The sequence below is a fragment of the Halalkalibacter krulwichiae genome (assembly GCF_002109385.1).
Taxonomy (GTDB): domain Bacteria; phylum Bacillota; class Bacilli; order Bacillales; family Bacillaceae_D; genus Halalkalibacter; species Halalkalibacter krulwichiae.
The window spans coordinates 3,335,977-3,356,824 of record NZ_CP020814.1 but is presented as its reverse complement, the minus strand read 5'-3'; the positions used below and the strand labels follow the sequence as shown (position 1 = coordinate 3,356,824).

The 20,848-nt window shown below is 38.4% G+C and carries 20 protein-coding genes and 1 riboswitch; of the genes, 17 read left to right on the top strand and 3 right to left on the bottom strand.

All coding sequences use genetic code 11. The features are described from left to right. Window positions 1-73 precede the first annotated feature (73 nt). A complete protein-coding gene (locus BkAM31D_RS16940) occupies window positions 74-721 on the bottom strand; it encodes a membrane lipoprotein lipid attachment site-containing protein (protein ID WP_066153313.1) in 648 nt (215 codons plus the stop codon). A 165-nt stretch (window positions 722-886) separates the two neighbouring features. Between BkAM31D_RS16940 and BkAM31D_RS16935 the strand changes: the two genes are divergently transcribed. From BkAM31D_RS16935 to BkAM31D_RS16900, 8 genes are all read left to right on the top strand, one after another. Further along, window positions 887-2,593, top strand: a complete 1,707-nt coding sequence (locus tag BkAM31D_RS16935) for an AMP-binding protein (protein WP_066153309.1) — start codon at window positions 887-889, stop codon at window positions 2,591-2,593. 95 nt (window positions 2,594-2,688) lie between these two features. After that, a complete protein-coding gene (gene fadR, locus BkAM31D_RS16930; protein WP_235820383.1) occupies window positions 2,689-3,273 on the top strand; it encodes a fatty acid metabolism transcriptional regulator FadR in 585 nt (194 codons plus the stop codon). A 24-nt stretch (window positions 3,274-3,297) separates the two neighbouring features. Then, on the top strand, window positions 3,298-4,074 hold the full coding sequence (locus tag BkAM31D_RS16925) for an enoyl-CoA hydratase (protein ID WP_066153303.1): 777 nt from the start codon (window positions 3,298-3,300) through the stop codon (window positions 4,072-4,074). 26 nt (window positions 4,075-4,100) lie between these two features. After that, on the top strand, window positions 4,101-4,871 hold the full coding sequence (locus BkAM31D_RS16920) for an electron transfer flavoprotein subunit beta/FixA family protein (RefSeq protein WP_066153300.1): 771 nt from the start codon (window positions 4,101-4,103) through the stop codon (window positions 4,869-4,871). 14 nt (window positions 4,872-4,885) lie between these two features. Then, the gene (locus tag BkAM31D_RS16915; RefSeq protein ID WP_066153297.1) at window positions 4,886-5,863 is read left to right on the top strand and encodes an electron transfer flavoprotein subunit alpha/FixB family protein; all 978 of its coding nucleotides are present in this window, start codon (window positions 4,886-4,888) and stop codon (window positions 5,861-5,863) included. A 255-nt stretch (window positions 5,864-6,118) separates the two neighbouring features. After that, a complete protein-coding gene (gene trxA, locus BkAM31D_RS16910; RefSeq protein WP_066153295.1) occupies window positions 6,119-6,433 on the top strand; it encodes a thioredoxin in 315 nt (104 codons plus the stop codon). A 136-nt stretch (window positions 6,434-6,569) separates the two neighbouring features. Then, window positions 6,570-8,351 carry an excinuclease ABC subunit UvrC gene (uvrC, locus tag BkAM31D_RS16905; RefSeq protein ID WP_066153292.1) on the top strand — a complete coding sequence of 594 codons (1,782 nt, stop codon included), beginning with the start codon at window positions 6,570-6,572 and terminating at the stop codon, window positions 8,349-8,351. A gap of 92 nt (window positions 8,352-8,443) precedes the next feature. Further along, window positions 8,444-8,630: riboswitch (Lysine riboswitch) on the top strand. Window positions 8,631-8,750: 120 nt separating this feature from the next. Beyond that, window positions 8,751-9,998, top strand: coding sequence for an aspartate kinase (locus tag BkAM31D_RS16900; RefSeq protein WP_066153288.1), 1,248 nt, complete (start codon window positions 8,751-8,753; stop codon window positions 9,996-9,998). A gap of 56 nt (window positions 9,999-10,054) precedes the next feature. On the opposite strand, the gene BkAM31D_RS16895 is transcribed toward BkAM31D_RS16900, so the two are convergent. Next, a complete protein-coding gene (locus tag BkAM31D_RS16895; protein ID WP_066153284.1) occupies window positions 10,055-10,450 on the bottom strand; it encodes a YslB family protein in 396 nt (131 codons plus the stop codon). Window positions 10,451-10,765: 315 nt separating this feature from the next. Between BkAM31D_RS16895 and BkAM31D_RS16890 the strand changes: the two genes are divergently transcribed. The 5 genes from BkAM31D_RS16890 to BkAM31D_RS16870 all read left to right on the top strand — a co-directional run bounded on the left by BkAM31D_RS16890 (window position 10,766) and on the right by BkAM31D_RS16870 (window position 16,125). Next, window positions 10,766-12,115 (top strand): TrkH family potassium uptake protein, encoded by a 1,350-nt coding sequence (locus BkAM31D_RS16890; RefSeq protein WP_066153281.1) that lies wholly within the window; start codon window positions 10,766-10,768, stop codon window positions 12,113-12,115. 304 nt (window positions 12,116-12,419) lie between these two features. Beyond that, window positions 12,420-13,049 carry a succinate dehydrogenase cytochrome b558 subunit gene (locus BkAM31D_RS16885; RefSeq protein ID WP_066153278.1) on the top strand — a complete coding sequence of 210 codons (630 nt, stop codon included), beginning with the start codon at window positions 12,420-12,422 and terminating at the stop codon, window positions 13,047-13,049. Between the two features lie 12 nt (window positions 13,050-13,061). Next, complete coding sequence (gene sdhA, locus BkAM31D_RS16880; protein ID WP_066153275.1) at window positions 13,062-14,831, top strand: succinate dehydrogenase flavoprotein subunit; 1,770 nt, start codon at window positions 13,062-13,064, stop codon at window positions 14,829-14,831. After that, the gene (gene sdhB / locus BkAM31D_RS16875) at window positions 14,828-15,577 is read left to right on the top strand and encodes a succinate dehydrogenase iron-sulfur subunit (protein WP_066153271.1); all 750 of its coding nucleotides are present in this window, start codon (window positions 14,828-14,830) and stop codon (window positions 15,575-15,577) included. The genes sdhA and sdhB overlap by 4 nt, the downstream gene beginning before the upstream one ends. Window positions 15,578-15,672: 95 nt before the next feature. Further along, window positions 15,673-16,125 (top strand): acyl-CoA thioesterase, encoded by a 453-nt coding sequence (locus BkAM31D_RS16870; RefSeq protein WP_066153268.1) that lies wholly within the window; start codon window positions 15,673-15,675, stop codon window positions 16,123-16,125. Window positions 16,126-16,258: 133 nt separating this feature from the next. On the opposite strand, the gene BkAM31D_RS16865 is transcribed toward BkAM31D_RS16870, so the two are convergent. Continuing rightward, window positions 16,259-16,483: a helix-turn-helix domain-containing protein gene (locus BkAM31D_RS16865; RefSeq protein ID WP_066153265.1), complete on the bottom strand. Its 225-nt coding sequence runs from the start codon at window positions 16,481-16,483 to the stop codon at window positions 16,259-16,261. A gap of 483 nt (window positions 16,484-16,966) precedes the next feature. On the opposite strand from BkAM31D_RS16865, the gene BkAM31D_RS16860 reads away from it, so the two are divergent. The 4 genes from BkAM31D_RS16860 to racE all read left to right on the top strand — a co-directional run bounded on the left by BkAM31D_RS16860 (window position 16,967) and on the right by racE (window position 20,386). Then, window positions 16,967-17,230, top strand: a complete 264-nt coding sequence (locus BkAM31D_RS16860) for a phosphocarrier protein HPr (protein WP_066153263.1) — start codon at window positions 16,967-16,969, stop codon at window positions 17,228-17,230. Then, on the top strand, window positions 17,230-18,948 hold the full coding sequence (ptsP, locus tag BkAM31D_RS16855) for a phosphoenolpyruvate--protein phosphotransferase (RefSeq protein ID WP_066153260.1): 1,719 nt from the start codon (window positions 17,230-17,232) through the stop codon (window positions 18,946-18,948). Before BkAM31D_RS16860 ends, ptsP begins: the two co-directional genes overlap by 1 nt. Before the next feature lie 154 nt (window positions 18,949-19,102). Continuing rightward, window positions 19,103-19,543: a MarR family winged helix-turn-helix transcriptional regulator gene (locus BkAM31D_RS16850; RefSeq protein WP_084372141.1), complete on the top strand. Its 441-nt coding sequence runs from the start codon at window positions 19,103-19,105 to the stop codon at window positions 19,541-19,543. Between the two features lie 33 nt (window positions 19,544-19,576). Continuing rightward, a complete protein-coding gene (gene racE / locus BkAM31D_RS16845; protein ID WP_066153255.1) occupies window positions 19,577-20,386 on the top strand; it encodes a glutamate racemase in 810 nt (269 codons plus the stop codon). Window positions 20,387-20,848: the final 462 nt, after the last annotated feature.

Here is a 20,848-nt window from a genome sequence, read left to right as displayed (position 1 = left end):
AGCAAGCAAGGTTGTCTGTAAAAGGCCAAAGGGCTTCTCAGACAACCTTTTCATCTTGAAAACGCACATTCAATTATTGATGAGGATTTGCTTCTGCGATCTGTTCCTCGCCGAACAACTCAATGACACTATCACCTGTGTATTTAATGCGAACGAGGCCTCTTTCTTCAGCAAAGTAATAAACAGTATCTTTTATGTGTACAGGTAAAACAGTTAGTTCTTCCCCAGTCTGTAAAGTAATTTCTTCAGCTACTTCTGTGGCAGTAAAATAGAGTTGTTCTTTATTTGGTTCTAATTGTTTATACTGCTCAAGTAAGGACTGAAGGTCATCACCTTCGTCTATCGCCTTTTGAATGGCTTCAAATTCCTCTGTTGCTTCCATAAATTCATGTGTAATCACAATCGTACCTGCTTCTTCGTTTATTTGTAAGATTCGATAAAAGCTAACAGCTTGTCCTTGGTGCCCCTGTGCCAAAACAAATTCTTCTGATTGAAATAGAAAATTCATTCCTTCTCCTAACCCAGTTCCTTCATGATACATATCATAATCTGTTAACGGATTGTATAAATTTAAACTAGTAGCAAATGCGGATGGACTGCTTTCTCCTTCATCTTCGCCTGTTTCCGTACTAGGAATGTCAGTTTCTGTATTAGGGGCTACATTTCCTTGACAACTTGTAAGTAAAAATATTATCGACAAAAAGAATAACAATCGTTTCACATAAATCACCTCAAATCTACTATTGCCCGATTTGTCTTAGGGCAAACAAACAAAAAACATTATAAAAAATTTCAATTAACTATTTAAAAATGAATGAACATTCATTACAATAGGTAGAGAGAGGATGAAAGCTTTGAAAGGAGAGGACTAGAGGAGGCTGTTTACTTGGTAACTGAAACTGCAAAAAATTGGGTTGATCGTTATGAAAAAGAAATACCAGCTTCAATTAATTATCCAAAAAAAGCTTTACACGAACTAGTCGAAGAAGTTGCTGAACGTTACCCAAATCATGTAGCACTTGAGTTTTTAGGGAAGTCGCTTACATATAAGGTATTTGTTCAATCTGCAAGAAGGTTTGCCAATCATTTACAAACATTAGGTCTTGAAAGAGGAGATCGAGTAGCCATTATGCTACCCAATTGCCCACAAAGTGTCATCGCTTATTATGGAACTTTAATGGCCGGAGGGATAGTTGTCCAAACGAATCCACTTTACGTTGAAAGAGAATTACAGCATCAGTTAGTTGATTCAGAGGCTAAGATGATTGTCTGTCTAGATTTGTTTTATCCGAAAGTAATGAAAGTGAAGCATTCAACATCTATTGAACAAATTATTGTAACCGCTATCAAAGATTATCTTCCATTTCCGAAGAATGTTATTTATCCATTTATCCAGAAGAAGAATACCGGCTTATCCGTTGACATTGTTTACAACAAATGGACTCACCAGTTTGTTTCTTGTATAAGAATTGCATCAGATCAACAACTTCAATTAAAGGGTGCTACTGAAATGGATGTAGCTCTCCTGCAATATACGGGAGGGACAACGGGATTTGCAAAAGGTGTCATGCTAACTCATAAAAATTTAGTAGCCAATACCATTCAATGCCGTCATTGGATGTATAAGCTAAGAGAAGGGGAAGAAAGAACATTGGCTGTCCTACCGTTTTTTCATGTATATGGGATGACAGTATCAATGAATTTAACGTTACTAACCGGGAATACTTTGCATATCTTACCGAAGTTTGATGTGAAGCAAGTATTGAAGATAATTGATAAGAAAAAGATTACCATCTTTCCAGGCGCCCCTACAATGTATATTGGCTTAGTGAATCATCCAGATATAAAGAAGTATGATCTTTCTTCCATAGAAGCTTGTATAAGTGGTTCAGCTTCATTACCAGTTGATATTCAAGAGCGTTTTGAGAAATTAACAGGAGGGAGATTAGTTGAGGGGTTCGGCCTAACAGAAGCTGCTCCAGTTACACATTGTAACTTAATTTATGGGGAAAGAAGAAAAGCAAGTATTGGCCTACCGTGGCCAGATACAGAAGCTGTGATTTTGTCGATGGAAACAGGAGAACCTGTTAAGCCAAAAGAAGTAGGAGAGTTGGCGGTTCGTGGTCCACAAGTAATGAAGGGTTACTGGAATCGGCCAGAAGAAACGGCTGCGACTCTTAAGGATGATTGGTTGTTAACGGGTGATATGGGTTACATGGATGAAGAAGGCTATTTCTATATTGTTGATCGTAAAAAAGATATGATCATTGCTGGAGGTTTTAATATATACCCTCGTGAGATAGAGGAAGTTCTTTATAACCATGAAGAAATACAAGAGGCTGTCGCTATAGGGGTTCCAGACGAGTATAGAGGTGAAACAGTCAAAGTATTTGTCGTCAAAAAAGAAGGAGCAACAGTAACAGAAGAAGAATTAAATATCTATTGCCGCAAACATTTAGCTGCTTATAAAGTCCCTAAAAAATATGAATTCCGTGAAGAACTTCCAAAAACGCTCGTAGGAAAAATACTGAAGCGCGTTTTAATTGAAGAAGAAAAGGAAAAGCAGAAGCAACTTGATAAAAAAACGAGTTAATTCAAAGAAATAACGAAAAAAATTGACAGACCTGTTCTTTTTCACTAAAATAAGAAATATGAATGAATGGTCATTCACCGAAGGAGAGACATATAGTGGGAAAGAAAAAAGGACCAAAGTATAACCAAATTATTGAAGCGGCTGTGAGAGTAATTGCTAAACATGGCTACCATCAAGCACAAGTTTCAAAAATTGCTAAAGAAGCAGGCGTGGCCGATGGTACAATCTATCTTTATTTTGAGAACAAGGAAGATATTCTCATTTCATTGTTCGAAGAAAAGATGGGAAGTTTTGTTGAAACGATTCGTGAGCGAATTGCTTCAGAGAAATCAGCAGCAGAAAAGCTGTTAATTGCAGTCAAAATGCACTTCGAACAATTGCAGGCAGATCAAAATTTAGCAATCGTGACACAGTTAGAATTAAGACAATCAAATACAGAGCTGCGTTTGAAAATTAATAGCATTTTCAAAAATTATTTAATCTTACTAGATGAATTGTTAACAGAAGGAAAGGAAGCTGGTCAATTTCTTTCTGACTTAGATAATCGTTTAGCTCGGCAGATGGTATTTGGTACGCTTGATGAAGTGGTTACGAATTGGGTCATGAAAGAATGTAAATATGACTTAGTAGCTTCTGCAGATCCAGTACATCGATTGTTGCTACGTGCATTTCGAGCTTAAGTTTTAAGAGAAGGAGTGAGCTTTTTGAAGTTCTTAAAGGTTTCAGTTAATGAAAAGGTTGCAACCATTACTCTGAATCGCCCTCCAGCGAATGCTTTATCAAAAAAAGTGTTAGCAGAACTTGATGAATTGTTAACAGTGCTTGAAAACAATGAGGAAGTTCATGTCCTTCTTCTTCATGGAGAAGGGCGCTTCTTCGCAGCTGGTGCTGATATCAAGGAATTCACTGAAGCGAAAGATGGTGCTGAATTTTCGCAAAATGCAAGAAGTGGACAACGGTTGTTTAATCGAATTGAGAATTTGAACAAACCGGTTATTTCAGCCATTCATGGAGCTGCGTTAGGTGGCGGATTAGAACTAGCAATGGCTTGTCATATCCGATTAGCAACATCTGATGCTAAATTAGGATTACCAGAGCTTTCCCTTGGCTTGATTCCTGGATTTGCTGGTAGTCAAAGGTTGCCAAGATTTGTTGGGACAGCCAAAGCATGTGAAATGTTATTAACGAGTGATCCAATAACAGGAGAAGAAGCACAAGCGTTAGGACTTGTGAATGCAACTTTCGCTACCGAAGAACAATTGCTAAAAGAATCTCGTAAACTAGCTTTGAAAATTGCCGCAAAAAGTAGAGTATCAGTGACAAGAACGCTTGAACTGTTAAGCTACACACGATCTTCTAAACAGGAAGAAGGATCTCTGAAAGAAGCAAGGTTTTTTGGAGAAGTGTTTGATTCAGCGGATGGAAAAGAAGGCATTCAAGCGTTCATTGAGAAGCGATCACCAAAGTTTCAAAATAAATAATAATTCAAAATCAGGAGGGAATCCGGATGAATATTTTTGTCATTATGAAACGTACGTTTGATACAGAAGAAAAAATCTCAATTAGTGGTGACCGTATTGATGATAGTGGGGCTGAGTTCATTATTAATCCATACGATGAATACGCGATTGAAGAGGCAATTGTATTACGTGATACACACGGTGGTGAAGTAACGGTTGTAACAGTAGGAGAAGAAGAGGCAGAAAAAGAACTGCGTACAGCTCTTGCGATGGGAGCTGATAAAGCAGTATTGATTGATAGTGAAGACATTGATGAGGTAGACCAGTATTCGACTGCAACATTGCTTGCTGCCTATTTAAAAGGTGTGGAGGTAGATATCATTTTAGGTGGGAATGTCGCAGTGGATGGAGGATCAGGTCAGGTCGGTCCGCGTGTTGCAGAACTTTTAAATATCCCTCAAGTAACAACGATTACGAAACTAACTGTTAAAGATGGCAAAGCGACGATTGTGCGAGATGTTGAAGGTGACGAAGAAACAGTTGAAGTAAGCCTTCCAGTTCTAGTTACGGCGCAACAAGGCCTAAATGAGCCAAGGTATCCGTCTTTGCCTGGGATTATGAAAGCAAAGAAAAAGCCATTAGAAAAGCTGGATTTAGATGACCTTGATTTAGATGAAGAGGATGTAGAAGCGAAAACAACAACAGTAGAGATTTTCTTGCCAGCTGAGAAGCAAGCGGGTAAGGTGCTTGAAGGAGATTCCTCTACGCAAGTAAAAGAGCTTGTTTCATTACTAAAATCTGAAGCGAAAGTCATTTAATTAGGAGGGATATTATGGCGAAGAAAGTTCTAGTTATCGGGGAAGTACGAGATGGTGAATTACGAAATGTATCATTTGAAGCGGTCGCTGCAGGTAAAATGGTTGCCAATGGTGGAGAAGTCGTGGGTGTTCTGTTAGGTGAAAATGTAAGCGGTTTAGCAGAGTCGCTAATCCAATATGGGGCTGATCGAGTCGTAACAGTCAACCACGCTGATTTAAAAACATATACAACAGATGCCTATCAACAAGCGTTGTTACAAGTGTTTGATGTAGAAAGCCCTGAAGGTGTTGTGCTAGGTCATACAGCCATGGGGAAAGATGTTTCTCCGCGCCTTGCAATGAAATTAAATGCAGGCCTAGTCTCAGATGCAGTAGCGGTTGAAATGGACGGGGGAGAACCGGTTTTTACTCGTCCAATTTATTCAGGGAAAGCATTTGAGAAAAAGAAAATTAATGAAGGTGTAGTATTCGCTACTATTCGTCCTAATAACATTGCAGCATTTGAACAAGATACAAAGAGAACAGGAGATGTATCAACCATTACGGTAGATATCAAAGACTTACGTACAACAATCCGCGATGTTGTTAAAAAAGCGACCGGTGGAGTTGACCTTTCTGAAGCAAATGTAATTGTAGCTGGAGGCCGGGGCGTGAAAAGTGCGGATGGCTTTAAGCCATTACAAGACCTTGCTGATTTACTTGGTGGCGCAGTAGGTGCTTCCCGTGGAGCGTGTGACGCTGAGTATTGCGATTATGGACTTCAAATCGGTCAAACGGGTAAAGTGGTAACTCCTGATCTTTATTTTGCAATTGGAATTTCTGGAGCCATTCAGCACTTAGCAGGGATGTCGAATTCTAAAGTGATCGTTGCCATTAACAAAGATCCAGAAGCGCCAATTTTTGAAGTGGCTGATTACGGAATTGTCGGCGATCTTTTTGAAATTGTCCCACTTTTAACAGAAGAATTAAGAAATGTGCTCGTGTCTAATTAGTTCCTTGTTTGATGGGGACGTCCATAGGTATTGAACTGAAGGACGTCCCAAAAGCTTATGGAGTCGCTAAATTGAACATACAAAAAAAGCCATTACGACCTCGGAATGGCCTCTTTTTATTGGTGACCGAGTTTTTTTCGTGTAGCCCTATAAAAAAAGGATAAACTATTTACGAGCAATTAGTTCGCCAGCAGTGGAAGTGTTTGGTATAATCGATTTGAAATAGTTTTGAATGAAACGAGGAGGTTTTTTAACATGGCAATTGTAAATGTAACAGATCAAACATTCGCTTCTGAAACAAGCGAAGGAGTTGTTTTAGCAGACTTTTGGGCACCTTGGTGTGGACCTTGTAAAATGATTGCACCAGTTCTTGAAGAACTTGACGCTGAGATGGGCGATAAAGTAAAAATTGCTAAAATCGATGTTGATGAAAACCAAGAGACAGCAGGAAAATACAGTGTAATGAGTATTCCAACACTTCTTGTATTTAAAGATGGAAATGTTGTTGATCAAGTAGTTGGTTTTCAACCAAAAGAAGCTTTAGCAGAATTATTAAATAAGCATCTATAAGAATTGTTTAAACGTCTACTCTCTAATGAGAGTGGACGTTTTTTTAGTCAGTTGCTCCATTTCTAAGTTTTACTAATCCCTTATTACTTGCATTTCTTTAAGTTCTCACCAACAATAGTAAATGAGGTGGAGTAAAATGAGTCAATTGAAAGAAAAACTTATGTTTCTGCCAGATCAACCAGGCTGTTACTTGATGAAGGATCGTCAAGGGACAGTGATATATGTCGGAAAAGCAAAAGTGTTAAAAAATCGTGTTCGGTCTTATTTTACAGGTTCTCATGACGGGAAAACACAGCGTCTCGTCAGTGAGATTACTGATTTTGAATATATTGTCACATCTTCTAATATTGAAGCGCTCATATTGGAGATGAATTTAATTAAAAAGTACGACCCTAAATACAATGTCATGTTAAAGGATGATAAGTCGTATCCTTATTTAAAAATTACAAATGAAGAACATCCAAGATTAATTACAACACGGCAAGTAAAAACAGATGGTGGAAAATATTTTGGTCCATATCCGAATGCGGGTGCGGCAAATGAAACAAAGAAGCTGCTAGATCGTATTTACCCTTTACGGAAGTGTAGGACTTTACCTGATAAGGTGTGCCTTTATTACCATATTGGTCAATGTCTTGCTCCTTGTGTGAAGGAAGTAACCAAAGAAGAAAATCAAGCTCTCGTTCAGGAAATCACCAAATTTCTACGCTCTGGTCAAGATGAAATCAAAGAGCAGTTAACAGAGAAAATGATGAAAGCTGCTGAAGAAATGGACTTTGAACGAGCAAAAGAAATTAGAGATACATTGCAGCATATGGATACCGTTATGCAAAAGCAAAAGATGATGATCAGCGACTTTGTCGATCGTGATGTTTTCGGTTTTTCTTATGATAAAGGATGGATGTGTGTACAAGTCTTCTTTATTCGCCAAGGTAAACTGATTGAAAGAGATGTATCAATCTTTCCTTTTTATCAAGAAGCACCTGAAGATTTATTAACATTTATCGGCCAGTTTTACATGAAGAAAGAACATTTAAAACCAGCTGAAATCCTGTTGCCTGAAGAGGTTGATAAAGAGTTAGTCGAACAATTGATCAAAGTGAAAACTCACCATCCTAAACGAGGAAAGAAAAAGGAGTTAGTTGACCTTGCTAATCAAAATGCACAAGTCGCACTAAAGGAAAAGTTCTCATTAATTGAACGGGATGAAGAACGAACGATAAAAGCAATTGAGCGACTTGGAGAAGCAATGGGGATTTCAACGCCATACCGAATTGAGGCATTTGATAACTCCAATATTCAAGGAACGGATCCTGTGTCGGCTATGGTATCGTTTGTTGATGGTAAGCCTAGCAGGAAAGATTATCGGAAATATAAAATCAAAACGGTTGAAGGACCTGATGACTATGGCTCCATGCGGGAAGTCATTCGTAGAAGATATGTGAGGTTGTTAAAAGAATCACTACCATTACCAGATTTAATTGTCATTGATGGTGGAAAAGGTCAAATTGCTGTTGCTCAGGAAGTCATTGTTGATGAACTTGGACTAACAATACCAGTATGTGGACTTGCAAAAGATGAAAAGCATAGAACATCTCAATTGTTAATGGGAGATCCACCAATAATGGTTCCTCTTAAAAGAGATAGTCATGAATTTTATCTACTGCAAAGAATTCAAGATGAAGTTCACCGCTTTGCGATTACGTTTCATCGACAAACTCGTTCAAAAACGTTTTTTAAATCAGCACTTGATGACATAGCAGGAGTGGGAGAAAAACGAAAGCGTCAATTGCTCAAACATTTCGGCTCTTTAAAGAAAATGAAAGAAGCAACGGTTGAAGACTTGAGACAATTATCAATCCCGACTAAAGTGGCAGAGGCAATCGTTGAAACGTTACAAAAAAATAGTGATTCTTAGATTCGTTTAAAAAGAAAATCATTTTTTTCTTGCAATGATCACGAACGTTTGCTAGAATTGAAAACAATTAAATATGCCGCACTTCAAATGAAGTGATTGGTAGAGGAGCGAAAACCATTAGTACATGTTCTGAGGGTAATGAGAACCGTTGAAGTTCATGAAAAGGGGAATTCGCCGAAGTGGAAGAAAGACTCATCTTTCTTATGCTGGACCTATGTTGAATAAGCATAGGGCTGTCACATGCTCAACCCAAGGAGTATGTGGAGAACTATCTCACGTGAGAAACAGGGAGCAGTGTGGTACCGGACTGGTATGACAAGCAACAGTGAGGGGTTTTCCTTATTGTTGCTTTTTTGCGTTCCATCATCGCCGTGAGTGTATGGAGAGGATGAAGATATAATGGCAAGAATTGTACAGAAGTATGGAGGAACATCAGTAGGTTCAGTAGAACGGATTAAGCATGTAGCGAGTAGAATTCAAAAAGCTCAAGTTGAAGGAAATGAATTAGTTGTCGTCGTTTCAGCGATGGGGAAATCAACGGATGGACTTGTTAGATTGGCTGGCGAAATTACAGCTTCTCCAAGCAAGCGAGAAATGGATATGCTGTTAACAACAGGTGAGCAAGTAACGATTTCTCTTTTAACAATGGCACTTCATGAATTAGGATTAGAGGCTACATCTTTAACAGGATGGCAAGCTGGAATGGAGACAGAAGCAAGCCATGGGAATGCACGAATTTCCCATATTAATACTGATCGGATCGAAGAAGAGCTTTCAAAAGGAAAGGTCGTTATTGTTGCTGGTTTCCAAGGGATTTGTGGAACGGAGATTACAACATTAGGTCGTGGAGGTTCTGATACGACAGCGGTTGCGTTAGCAGCTGCTTTGAAGGCGGAGCGTTGTGATATTTATACAGATGTAACAGGTGTATTTACAACGGACCCTCGTTATGTCAAGCAAGCACGTAAATTACATTCAATTTCTTATGATGAAATGCTTGAAATGGCTAATTTAGGAGCTGGTGTCTTACATCCGCGTGCGGTTGAATTTGCCAAAAATTATGATGTTCCATTAATGGTTGCATCTAGTATGGAAGAAGTAGAAGGAACAATGATCGAGGAGGAAGTAACGATGGAACAAAATTTAATTGTACGTGGTATCGCTTTTGAAAATGATGTAACAAAGGTAACGGTTAAAGGTTTGCCCAACCGTCTAAATACATTATCTAGATTATTTTCAACATTATCAGAGCATAAAGTAAACGTAGATATTATTATTCAAAACCAATATGATGCAGACCATGTTAATATTTCGTTTTCTATTACGCAAAGCTCATTAAAAGAAACGCTAGCAATTCTCCAAGAAGCTCAAGAAGAACTGCAGTTTACTGATATTTATTTTGAAGAAGAGTTAGCAAAAGTTTCTATTGTTGGTTCGGGGATGGTTTCAAACCCAGGGGTAGCAGCGAAAATGTTTGAAGTTTTAGCGGAAAATGAAGTCTTTGTTAAGATGGTGAGCACATCTGAGATCAAGGTGTCGGTTGTTGTGGACGAAGCAGATATGGTATTAGCAGTTGAAATGCTTCATGCTGCATTCCAACTTGCTGAAGAGGTTGAAGAGGCAGAAGAGGTTGCAACACTTTCATAATTAAACAAAACAAGACTTATCGAGCTACTTACTTGAAGTAGCCGATAAGTCTTGTTTTATTTTAGAGAGTCTTTTACATCAAGTTCAACCGTTATAGTTACTGTATCCTTTTTAAATGTATATGTAGCTCCTGTAATGCAATTGTGCCAGCTTTCAAGCTGTTGGGCTAAGAAGCCAGCCTCTAGCTGGTAGCATCGACTGTCTTTCTTGTTCATCCAAGGTCCAGTTAGTTGGAAAATTTGAATGTTTTTTTTCTCTTTCTCTCTAACTAAAGTTCCCCAATTGGCATGGTCGAAAAATAAGATTAGTTCTTCTATTGTATTTATTGGGTATTTTCGTGCTAAAGATTTTCCGATCCAATAAAGGATGGAATCATGCTCTTTACCAAGAATATCTTTGAGTACGTCGTTTCGCAGCAATTCATAACCGAAGTTTTCTTTAAGTTGGTCCATGGACTCACATCTCTCCCTTGTAAAACCGTTCCTTCTTTTTACAGATGAAGGCAAATAGCTACTTTTGATCATAAACGAAGTTGGGATGGCGTACAAGCGAAAAAAGAACTGCGCAAGAAGAGTCAATTTCAAAGTTAGTTTTTGTAACATTTCCACAATCATAATAACTAATATTTGCTAATCAGACAGTGAATAGCTTGAGTTAATAAATAAAAGGGATTTGAAGCAAGTGACAGCCTTTACTGAATGCCGTCTTTTCTTTCATTTTTTTAAATGATATACTTAAGCGCGAACTAACTTGGAGGTACAATTTGAATGAAATCAGGACTTAATCAATTTCTTTCTCCATTTCGAATCATTATCATTTCATATGTTGTGGCAATGGTATTATTTAGTTTTTTATTGTATTTGCCAATCTCTCATCAACCAGGTGTTGATGTCTCTTACAAGGATGCTTTGTTTACTTCGGTAAGTGCGGTGAGTGTAACTGGGCTGACCGTTGTGAATGTGCCAGATACATATAGCTATTTAGGGATCTTCTTCCTGGCATTAGCGATTCAATTAGGTGGCATTGGCATAATGACAATGGGAACCTTTGTATGGATGTTATTTGGACGAAAAATTAACTTTGCTCAACGAATGTTGATTATGGTTGACCAAAATCAAAATACATTTTCTGGTTTAGTTAACTTAATGCGAGGAATCTTAATTGTCGCTCTCATCATTGAGTTGATCGGAGCCCTTATATTAGGTACATACTTTATTCGTTATTTTGATACAGTGGGAGAGGCTTATTATCAAGGAGCCTTTGCTTCGTTAAGTGCTTTCACCAATGCTGGTTTTGACGTAACAGGACAGTCACTTATTCCATTCGCGAACGATTATTACGTGCAATTTGTTGTAATCTTGTTGATTATGGCTGGGGCAATTGGTTTTCCTGTATTGTTGGAGCTAAGAGAGTATTTTTTGAGAAAGAATTCTAATTTTCGTTTTAGTTTATTTACGAAAATTACAACTACAACTTATTTTGCTGTTTTTATTATTGGAGTTATAGGAATTTGGGCCTTGGAATATGGTCACTATTATGTAGGATTAGAATGGCATCAGCAATTATTTTATTCTATTTTTAATTCGGCGACTTCAAGAAGTGGCGGGTTATCGACAATGGACGTATCTGAATTAAGTTTAGCCACTTTATTGTTTGTTTCCGCTTTAATGATTATAGGGGCAAGTCCATCAAGTGTGGGTGGCGGTATTCGAACAACGACCGTTGCGGTTATGTTCTTAACGATACGGAGCTTTGCTTTAGGGAAAGAGGATGTGAAGGTGTTCGGACGAGAGATTCATCCAGAAGATCGACAAAAGGCCTTTATTGTCCTATCTGTGTTTCTTGTGATGCTGTTTGCTGCTGTCACGTTAATTGTCGCCTTCGAGGGCAGAAACGATATACCGTTAATTGCGATTATTTTTGAAACAGCATCGGCCTTCGGAACCTGTGGACTATCAATGGGAATAACGTCCGATTTATCTTTTCCGAGTCAAGTTGTTTTAATGGCACTAATGTTTGTTGGGAGGGTTGGACTTATTGCCTTCTTATTCTCTGTTCGAAAAAGAGAGACGAAAACGCATTTTAAATACCCGACAGAGAGAATTATTATTGGCTAAATCTTTGAATAGGCAGAAAGACTTTGTAATCCTAGTGAATATCTAGGTGTAGCAAAGTCTTTTTTATAGTAATTTACTAAATTTTCTTTTAAAAAGGTTGTATACGTTTTCTTGACGAGTCAAAAAGATGGGAGTACAATAAATTTGTCGGATTTTATTCACAGAAATTTGAATAATATTTCATTTTTCTGGTTTATACAATATTACGTGTTTCGTAGGGAGGTACATACTATACGAATAAAGAGAGAGGGGAATTATAGTACTAGTTTGGTAGGGTTAAAATTACTTGTGGGGGGAAAAAGGTATGGCTGGTAATCGAGAGTTTTTTAATCGTAAGTTACATTCATTACTAGGTGTTATTCCTGTTGGGGTTTTCTTAATTCAACACTTAGTAGTCAATCATTTTGCAACGCGGGGAGCGAGTGCTTTTAACCAAGCATCTCATTTCATGGAAAATCTACCTTTCCGTTATGCACTTGAAATCTTTGTTATTTTTATTCCTTTGCTTTATCATGCAATCTACGGTATATATATTGCTTTTCAAGCGAAAAACAACACTGCAAGATACGGGTTCTTCCGTAACTGGATGTTTAAAATCCAACGTTGGACAGGTGTGTTTCTAGTAATCTGGATTACTTGGCACGTGTGGGAAACGAGAGTACAAGCTGCATTAGGTGCTGATGTAAACTTTGATATGATGGCAAACATCTTTAGTAATCCTTGGATGATCGCATTTTACATTTTGGGTGTTGTTTCAGCTACATTCCACTTTGCAAACGGTCTTTGGTCATTTGCCGTTTCATGGGGGATTACAGTAACACCACGTTCGCAACAAATTGCAACATATGTAACACTTGGGGTTTTCTTCGTATTAACATTTATCGGTATTAGAGCAATTCTAGCATTCATCAATCCAGACTTAGCAAACATTTAAGGAGTGAATCATATGAGTAAAGGTAGAATTATTGTTGTCGGAGGCGGACTAGCTGGTCTGATGGCAACAATTAAAGCGGCAGAAAAGGGAGTACCTGTTGATCTCTTCTCTTTAGTTCCAGTAAAACGTTCACACTCAGTATGTGCGCAAGGTGGGATTAATGGAGCTGTTAACACAAAAGGTGAAGGTGACTCTCCTTGGGAGCACTTTGATGATACAGTTTACGGAGGGGACTTCTTAGCAAACCAACCTCCAGTTAAAGCGATGACAGAGGCGGCGCCTGGAATCATCCACTTAATGGACCGTATGGGTGTTATGTTTAACCGTACACCAGAAGGTTTACTAGATTTCCGTCGTTTTGGTGGAACACAGCATCACCGTACTGCATTTGCGGGTGCTACAACTGGTCAACAGTTATTATACGCGCTTGATGAGCAAGTACGTCGCCATGAAGTTAGTGGACTAGTAACGAAATATGAAGGGTGGGAGTTCTTATCTGCTATCGTAGATGATGAGGGCGTCTGTCGTGGGGTTACAGCTCAAGATTTAAAATCTTCAGAGATTCGTAGTTTCCAATCTGATGCTGTTATTATGGCAACTGGTGGTCCTGGAATTATCTTCGGTAAGTCAACGAACTCTGTAATTAATACTGGATATGCGGCTGCAAAACTTTATCAACAAGGAGTTTACTATGCAAATGGTGAATTCATTCAAATCCATCCAACGGCGATCCCTGGAGACGACAAATTACGTCTAATGAGTGAATCAGCGCGTGGAGAGGGTGGCCGTGTATGGACGTATAAGGACGGAAAGCCTTGGTATTTCTTAGAAGAAAAGTATCCGGCATACGGAAACCTAGTACCTCGTGATATTGCAACACGTGAAATTTTCGATGTATGTGTTGAGCAAAAGCTTGGAATTAATGGCGAGAACATGGTTTATCTTGATCTTTCCCATAAGGATCCAAAAGAGCTTGATATCAAACTTGGTGGAATCATTGAAATCTATGAGAAATTTATGGGTGATGATCCTCGTAAAGTTCCAATGAAGATCTTCCCAGCTGTTCACTATTCTATGGGTGGAATGTGGATTGATTATGATCAAATGACAAATATCCCTGGGCTATTTGCAGCTGGTGAGTGTGATTATTCACAGCACGGTGCAAACAGACTTGGTGCGAATTCACTTCTTTCGGCGATTTACGGTGGTATGGTTGCTGGACCAAAAGCAGTTGAGTATATGAATGGCTTAGAAAAATCAGCTGATTCAATGCCATCTTCTTTATATGAAAATGAAGTGAAGAAAGAACAAGATGCATACGATAGTATCTTAAAAATGGATGGAAAAGAGAATGCATACATCCTTCATAAAGAACTTGGTGAGTGGATGACAGATAACGTAACAGTGGTTCGTTATAATGATAAGCTGCTAAAAACGGATGAGAAGATTCAAGAGTTAATGGAACGATATAAAAACATTAACATTAACGATACAGCTAAATGGAGCAACCAAGGGGCATCGTTTACACGTCAATTAGATGGAATGTTAAGTTTAGCTCGTGTAATCACTCTTGGTGCTTACAATCGTAACGAAAGTCGTGGAGCTCACTACAAGCCAGATTTCCCAGAGCGTAACGATGAAGAATTCTTAAAAACAACGAAAGCGAAGTTTAACCCTACTACAAATAGTCCTGACTTTGAGTATGAAGAAGTAGATACATCGCTTATTGAGCCACGTAAGCGTGACTATTCACAAAAAAAGCAAGGAGCTGTTAAATCATGAGTGAAAAAACAATCAAATTTAAAGTGTTAAGACAAAGTGACCCAAACAGTGCTCCTTACGAAGAGGAATTTGAGGTACCGTACCGCCCAAATATGAATGTTATTTCAGCGCTTATGGAATTTCGTCGTAACCCTGTTAACACTAAAGGGGAAGAAACTACGCCGATTGCTTGGGATATGAACTGTCTAGAAGAGGTTTGTGGAGCATGTTCAATGGTTATTAATGGAAAGCCACGTCAATCTTGTACAGCGCTAGTTGATCAATTGGAACAACCAATTCGATTAGAGCCTATGAAGACATTCCCAGTAGTACGTGACTTAATGGTTGACCGTAGTCGTATGTTCGATTCACTTAAAAAAGTGAAAGCCTGGATTCCAATTGATGGTACGTACGACCTTGGTCCTGGACCGCGTATGGCTGAAACGAAGCGTCAGTGGGCTTATGAGCTTTCAAAATGTATGACTTGTGGGGTTTGTTTAGAGTCTTGTCCGAATGTAAATAGTAAATCAGAATTTATCGGGCCAGCACCACTTTCTCAAGTTCGTTTATTTAATGCTCATCCAACGGGTGAAATGAATAAAGAAGAACGTCTAGAAACGATTATGGGTGAAGGTGGACTAGCTAATTGTGGTAACTCGCAAAACTGTGTTCAGTCTTGCCCTAAAGGGATCCCATTAACAACATCTATTGCAGCACTAAACCGTGCAACAACATTACAATCATTTAAGAACTTCTTTGGTGCGTAATACCACTGGGTCTGGTCTCTCTCCTGAGAGATTAGGCCCTTTTTATTAAACTCAGTTAATGAAATTTTATGAAAATTACAAATGAGGTGTACGTAATGAGGATTCCTGCTTATATTAAGACGAGTGTCGAAGAATGGTTAGAAGGATTTAAATTTTCGGGCGAGATAAAAGTAAGATTTTCTGAAACGGATGGATTTGGTCATTTGAATAACACAAATGCATTTGTGTATTTTGAAGAAGTAAGAACTGACTTTTTTAAGCATCTTGGTTTTATGCAGAAGTGGACAAGCCTTGAATATGAAGCAATGATCGTTGTAGCGGATTTACAATGTGATTACATAAAGCAAGTGCACTTTGATGAGCGTTTAACCGTTTCAGTGAAAGTAAATGACATTGGTCGCTCTTCTCTTGATTTACACTATGTTGCCTTAAATGCTCAGAATGATATTTGTTTAATTGGAAGAGGAACTGTAGTTCAAATTAATAAAGAAACTGGTCTTTCTTTAGCTTGGGATGATGACTTCAAGATGCTTTTTAAACAAGCATAAAAAATAAACATCAACTTAGCCTATGAAATTTCTGCAATGAGAGTAGGAGGGCTAAAATATAAGCCCTCCACTCTAAAAGACGACTAAAACAATGTGAATAAAAGTATGATTTAACACTTGATTTTTAGCTAGGCTAGATTTCAAGTTCTCCTAGTCGTATCAATTCGATAACCGCTTGAGAGCGCCCCTTTACCCCCAGCTTCTGCATCGTATTTGAGATGTGATTTCGTACGGTTTTCTCACTTATAAAAAGTTCTTGAGCGATTTCGCGCGTTGTCATGTCTTGGACAAGAAGTTCAAATACTTCGCGTTCCCTTTTTGTAAGTAAGGGTTTAGGTCCGAATTCTGCTCCTTTCAATGAGTTCACTCCTTCTTGCTCGGGCTGAGAGCGAATGTTGGGATGATTCCCAGAAAATGAAGGGTTTTAGTCTCGATAGTATATGTGCTAATAGCAGCCTGCGTGTAGTATTCTTGAAAATAAAATGAAAATGGTTAAATACATAAATCTATAATAAAAAAGAGCATAAATGAAATAATTTCTATGCATATCTATTGAAAATATATTTTTTGTTATGCTATACTGTTCTTGAATTTACACATAGTCACTACACTCTAAAATATAATATGTATTTACACTGAAATACGTGTTACTGATACGATCAGGCATAAGGATTGAAGTGTATATGGAAGGAAGATAGGGTACTCTATAAGTACAACCTGTTTGTTCTTCGTATACATCTCTTTACTTGTGCCTCTTTGGTGTATTTATGTCTAGATACAAGTGTAGTGCGAAGAAAATGGTAAGTAAAATATTTAAAATAAAGAAAGAGGTAGATTTACAATGGCAGAAAAAACGTTCAAAATTACAGCAGATACTGGTATCCACGCACGTCCAGCAACTCAATTAGTAAACAAGGCAGGTCAATTCTCTTCTGATATTACTCTTGAGTACAATGGTAAGTCTGTAAACTTAAAGTCAATTATGGGTGTAATGTCTTTAGGAGTAGGTAAAGGTGCAGAAGTAACGGTAAAAGCTGAAGGATCAGATGCAGATGACGCGTTACAAGCAATTGAAGATGTTATTAAGGAAGGATTAGGAGAATAATGCTTAAACTTACTGGTATCGCTGCTTCTTCTGGTGTAGCGATTGCAAAGGCCTTTGTACATGAAGAGCCGGATATGACAATTGAATTAAAAGAAATTCAAGATCCGGCAACAGAAGTACAACGTCTTGATGATGCATTAACGAAATCAAAAGAAGAACTTTCTGTTATTAAAGACAAAACAGAAAAAGAATTAGGACCTGATAAGGCAGAGATCTTTGCTGCCCATTTACTCGTTCTAAGCGATCCGGAGTTAGTTGATGCTGTGAAAGCTAAAATCACAGACGATAAGCAAAATGCCGAATATGCAATGAATGAAGTTTCTTCTATGTTTATTACGATGTTTGAAAACATGGATAATGAATATATGAAAGAACGTGCAGCCGATATTCGTGACGTATCAAAGCGTGTGCTTGGTCACTTACTAGACATTGAAGTACAGTCGCTAGCAACGATCTCTGAAGAGACGGTTATTATTGCGGAAGATTTAACGCCATCTGACACGGCGCAATTAAACCCTGTTTTTATCAAAGGGTTTGCAACCGATATTGGTGGGCGCACATCTCATTCGGCGATCATGTCAAGATCGTTAGAAATTCCGGCAGTAGTAGGAGCAAAAGAGGTCACTGCTAAAATCAAAACGGGTATGACTGTCATTGTTGATGGTTTAGATGGAACCGTAATCGTTGAACCTACAGAAGATGAAATTGTTACGTATACAAAGAAGCGTGATGATTTTATGAAGCAAAAAGCTGAGTGGGCAAAGCTTGTCGGAGAGCAAACGACGACGAAAGATGGTCAGCATGTTGAGCTTGCTGCAAACATTGGTACACCAAAGGATCTTGAAGGTGTAATTAATAATGGCGCTGAAGGCATTGGACTTTATCGTACAGAATTTCTTTATATGGGTAGAACAGAACTTCCTACAGAAGATGAGCAGTTTGACGCTTATAAAGAAGTAGTTGAACGTATGGAAGGCAAGCCGGTAGTTATTCGTACACTAGATATTGGTGGAGATAAAGAATTACCATATTTAGATTTACCGAAAGAGATGAATCCATTTCTTGGATTCCGCGCAATTAGATTATGTTTAGAGGAACAAGAGATTTTCCGCACGCAGTTACGTGCTTTATTACGTGCAAGTGCATATGGAAATCTTAAAATCATGTTCCCGATGATTGCAACACTTGATGAATTCCGTCAAGCAAAAGCAATTCTTTTAGAAGAAAAGAGCAAGCTTGTGGATTCTGGTGTTACCGTTTCAGATGAAATTGAAATCGGAATGATGGTTGAAATTCCTTCGACAGCTGTTGCTGCGGACTTATTCGCTAAAGAAGTTGATTTCTTTAGCATTGGAACAAATGATTTAATTCAATATACGATGGCTGCTGACAGAATGAACGAGCGTGTATCTTATTTATACCAACCGTATCACCCAGCAATCTTACGTCTAGTTAAAATGGTAGTAGATGCTGCCCATAAGGAAGGCAAATGGGCAGGGATGTGTGGTGAAATGGCTGGAGATGAGGTAGCGATCCCACTTTTATTAGGTCTGGGATTAGACGAGTTTAGTATGAGTGCTACTTCAATTTTACCTGCTCGCAGTCAATTGCTTTCTCTTTCAAAAGAAGAATTAGCTGTTTTTGCAAATGATATGCTCTACTTAGACACGGCTGATGAAGTTGAACAGCGTGTTAGAGCAACATTTATGAATGAGTAATGAAAAGTTGGCTTTATGATTGCTTAATCATAAAGCCAACTTTTTTAAGTGATTGTAAAGGTGCTGAAATTGTCACATTCTTTGCTTGCTTTTCATTTAGAAACAAGCGACAATAATGAAAATAGACAGTATATGTGTCAAGGAGGTGCGTAAAGTGGATCATCGCCAAATAGAGCAAATTGAACGTTCATTAAGACGAGTGGCTGAAATGGTTAAGCAAAAGGGCCGAGAAATCCTGACGCAATTTCCGATAACTCCACCACAGTTTGTAGCATTGCAATGGCTGAATGAATATGGTGATATGACGATCGGTGAATTATCTACAAAGATGTACTTAGCATGCAGCACGACGACAGACCTAGTAGATAGAATGGAAAAAAATGAGCTTGTTGAAAGAGTAAAAGATAAGAATGACCGACGTGTTGTTCGTATACACCTTTTAGAAAAAGGTCAGACGATCATTGAAGAAGTAATTAAGGAACGTCAAGACTATTTAGAGAATATATTACAGAACTTTTCTTCAGATGAAGTAGATTTTCTTGAGAAAAGTTTACATGTCCTTCATGAGGAAATGAAAGCAACGCGTGTAAATTAATAGATTAGAGTAATAGAAATTGAGGGGTAAGTGTTGGATAGACCGATTGGAGTTATTGATTCCGGATTAGGTGGACTAACAGTAGCGAAGGAAATTATGAGACAATTGCCGAAAGAGGAAATTGTTTATATTGGAGATTCTGCGCGTTGTCCATATGGTCCGCGTTCTGCTGAGGAAGTTAGAAAGTTTACTTGGGAAATGATTGATTATTTACTTGATGAGAACATGAAAATGCTTGTAATTGCTTGTAACACGGCTACAGCAGTTGTTCTAGAAGAAGTAAAAAAAGAGTTAGCGATTCCTGTCGTGGGAGTTGTCCATCCTGGTGCCATTAGTGCTCTTAAAGTTACGAAAAGAGACCATGTTGCGATTATAGGAACAACAGGAACGATAGATAGCAAAGCGTATGAAAAAGCATTAAAGAGCATTAAAAGTGATGTTAAAGTGACAAGTTTAGCCTGCCCTCCATTCGTTCCATTAGTGGAGAACGGACTTTTTACTGGAGAAGAGGCGCAAGGAACGGTTGATCGAGTATTAAAACCGTTAGATGGCATTGGATATGATACCCTTATTTTAGGTTGTACACATTATCCTTTACTGAAAGATGTTATTTCCAAAAGAGTTGGTCCTTCGATAGAGATCATTTCTTCCGGTGATGAAACAGCTCGCGAGGTAAGTAGTCTTTTATACCATAAAAACTTGCTGTATACAGATGAGAGAAAGCCTCGTCATCGATTTTTTACAACGGGTGATGCCGCGCGTTTTAAAACATTGGCTGATGCTTGGCTAGAGATTGAAGTAGAACATGTAGAAACGATTGCGTTAGAACGTAATACGATATGATAGCCCAGATTATGGATGGAAGTCTATGATCTGAGCTTTTTTTGTATATTCTTTTATTGGATGGGTGTTAGCTTAATCGAAGAAGGCATCGGCTTCGCTCGGTGTGTAGATATTATTTGAAAGATGAGATGTTGGTTAATCGAAGAAGGCAATGGCTCCGCACGATGCGCGTAAATTAGGAGAAGGGCTCTCCTAATTTACTTAAAAGAAGGCATCGGCTTCGCTCGGTGTGTAGATATTGTCTGAAAGGTGAGATGGGGGTTAATCGAAGAAGGCAATGGCTCCGCACGATGCGCGTAAATTAGGAGAAGGGCACTCCTAATTTACTTAAAAGAAGGCATCGGCTTCGCTCATTGCGTAGATTTTTTCTTGAAAGACAAGAGCGGCCTTTCAAGAAAAAATCTAAAAAGGTGGTCTAATCTTTAAGATAGCTCGTATACATGTAGTACAAACTATCTTAGG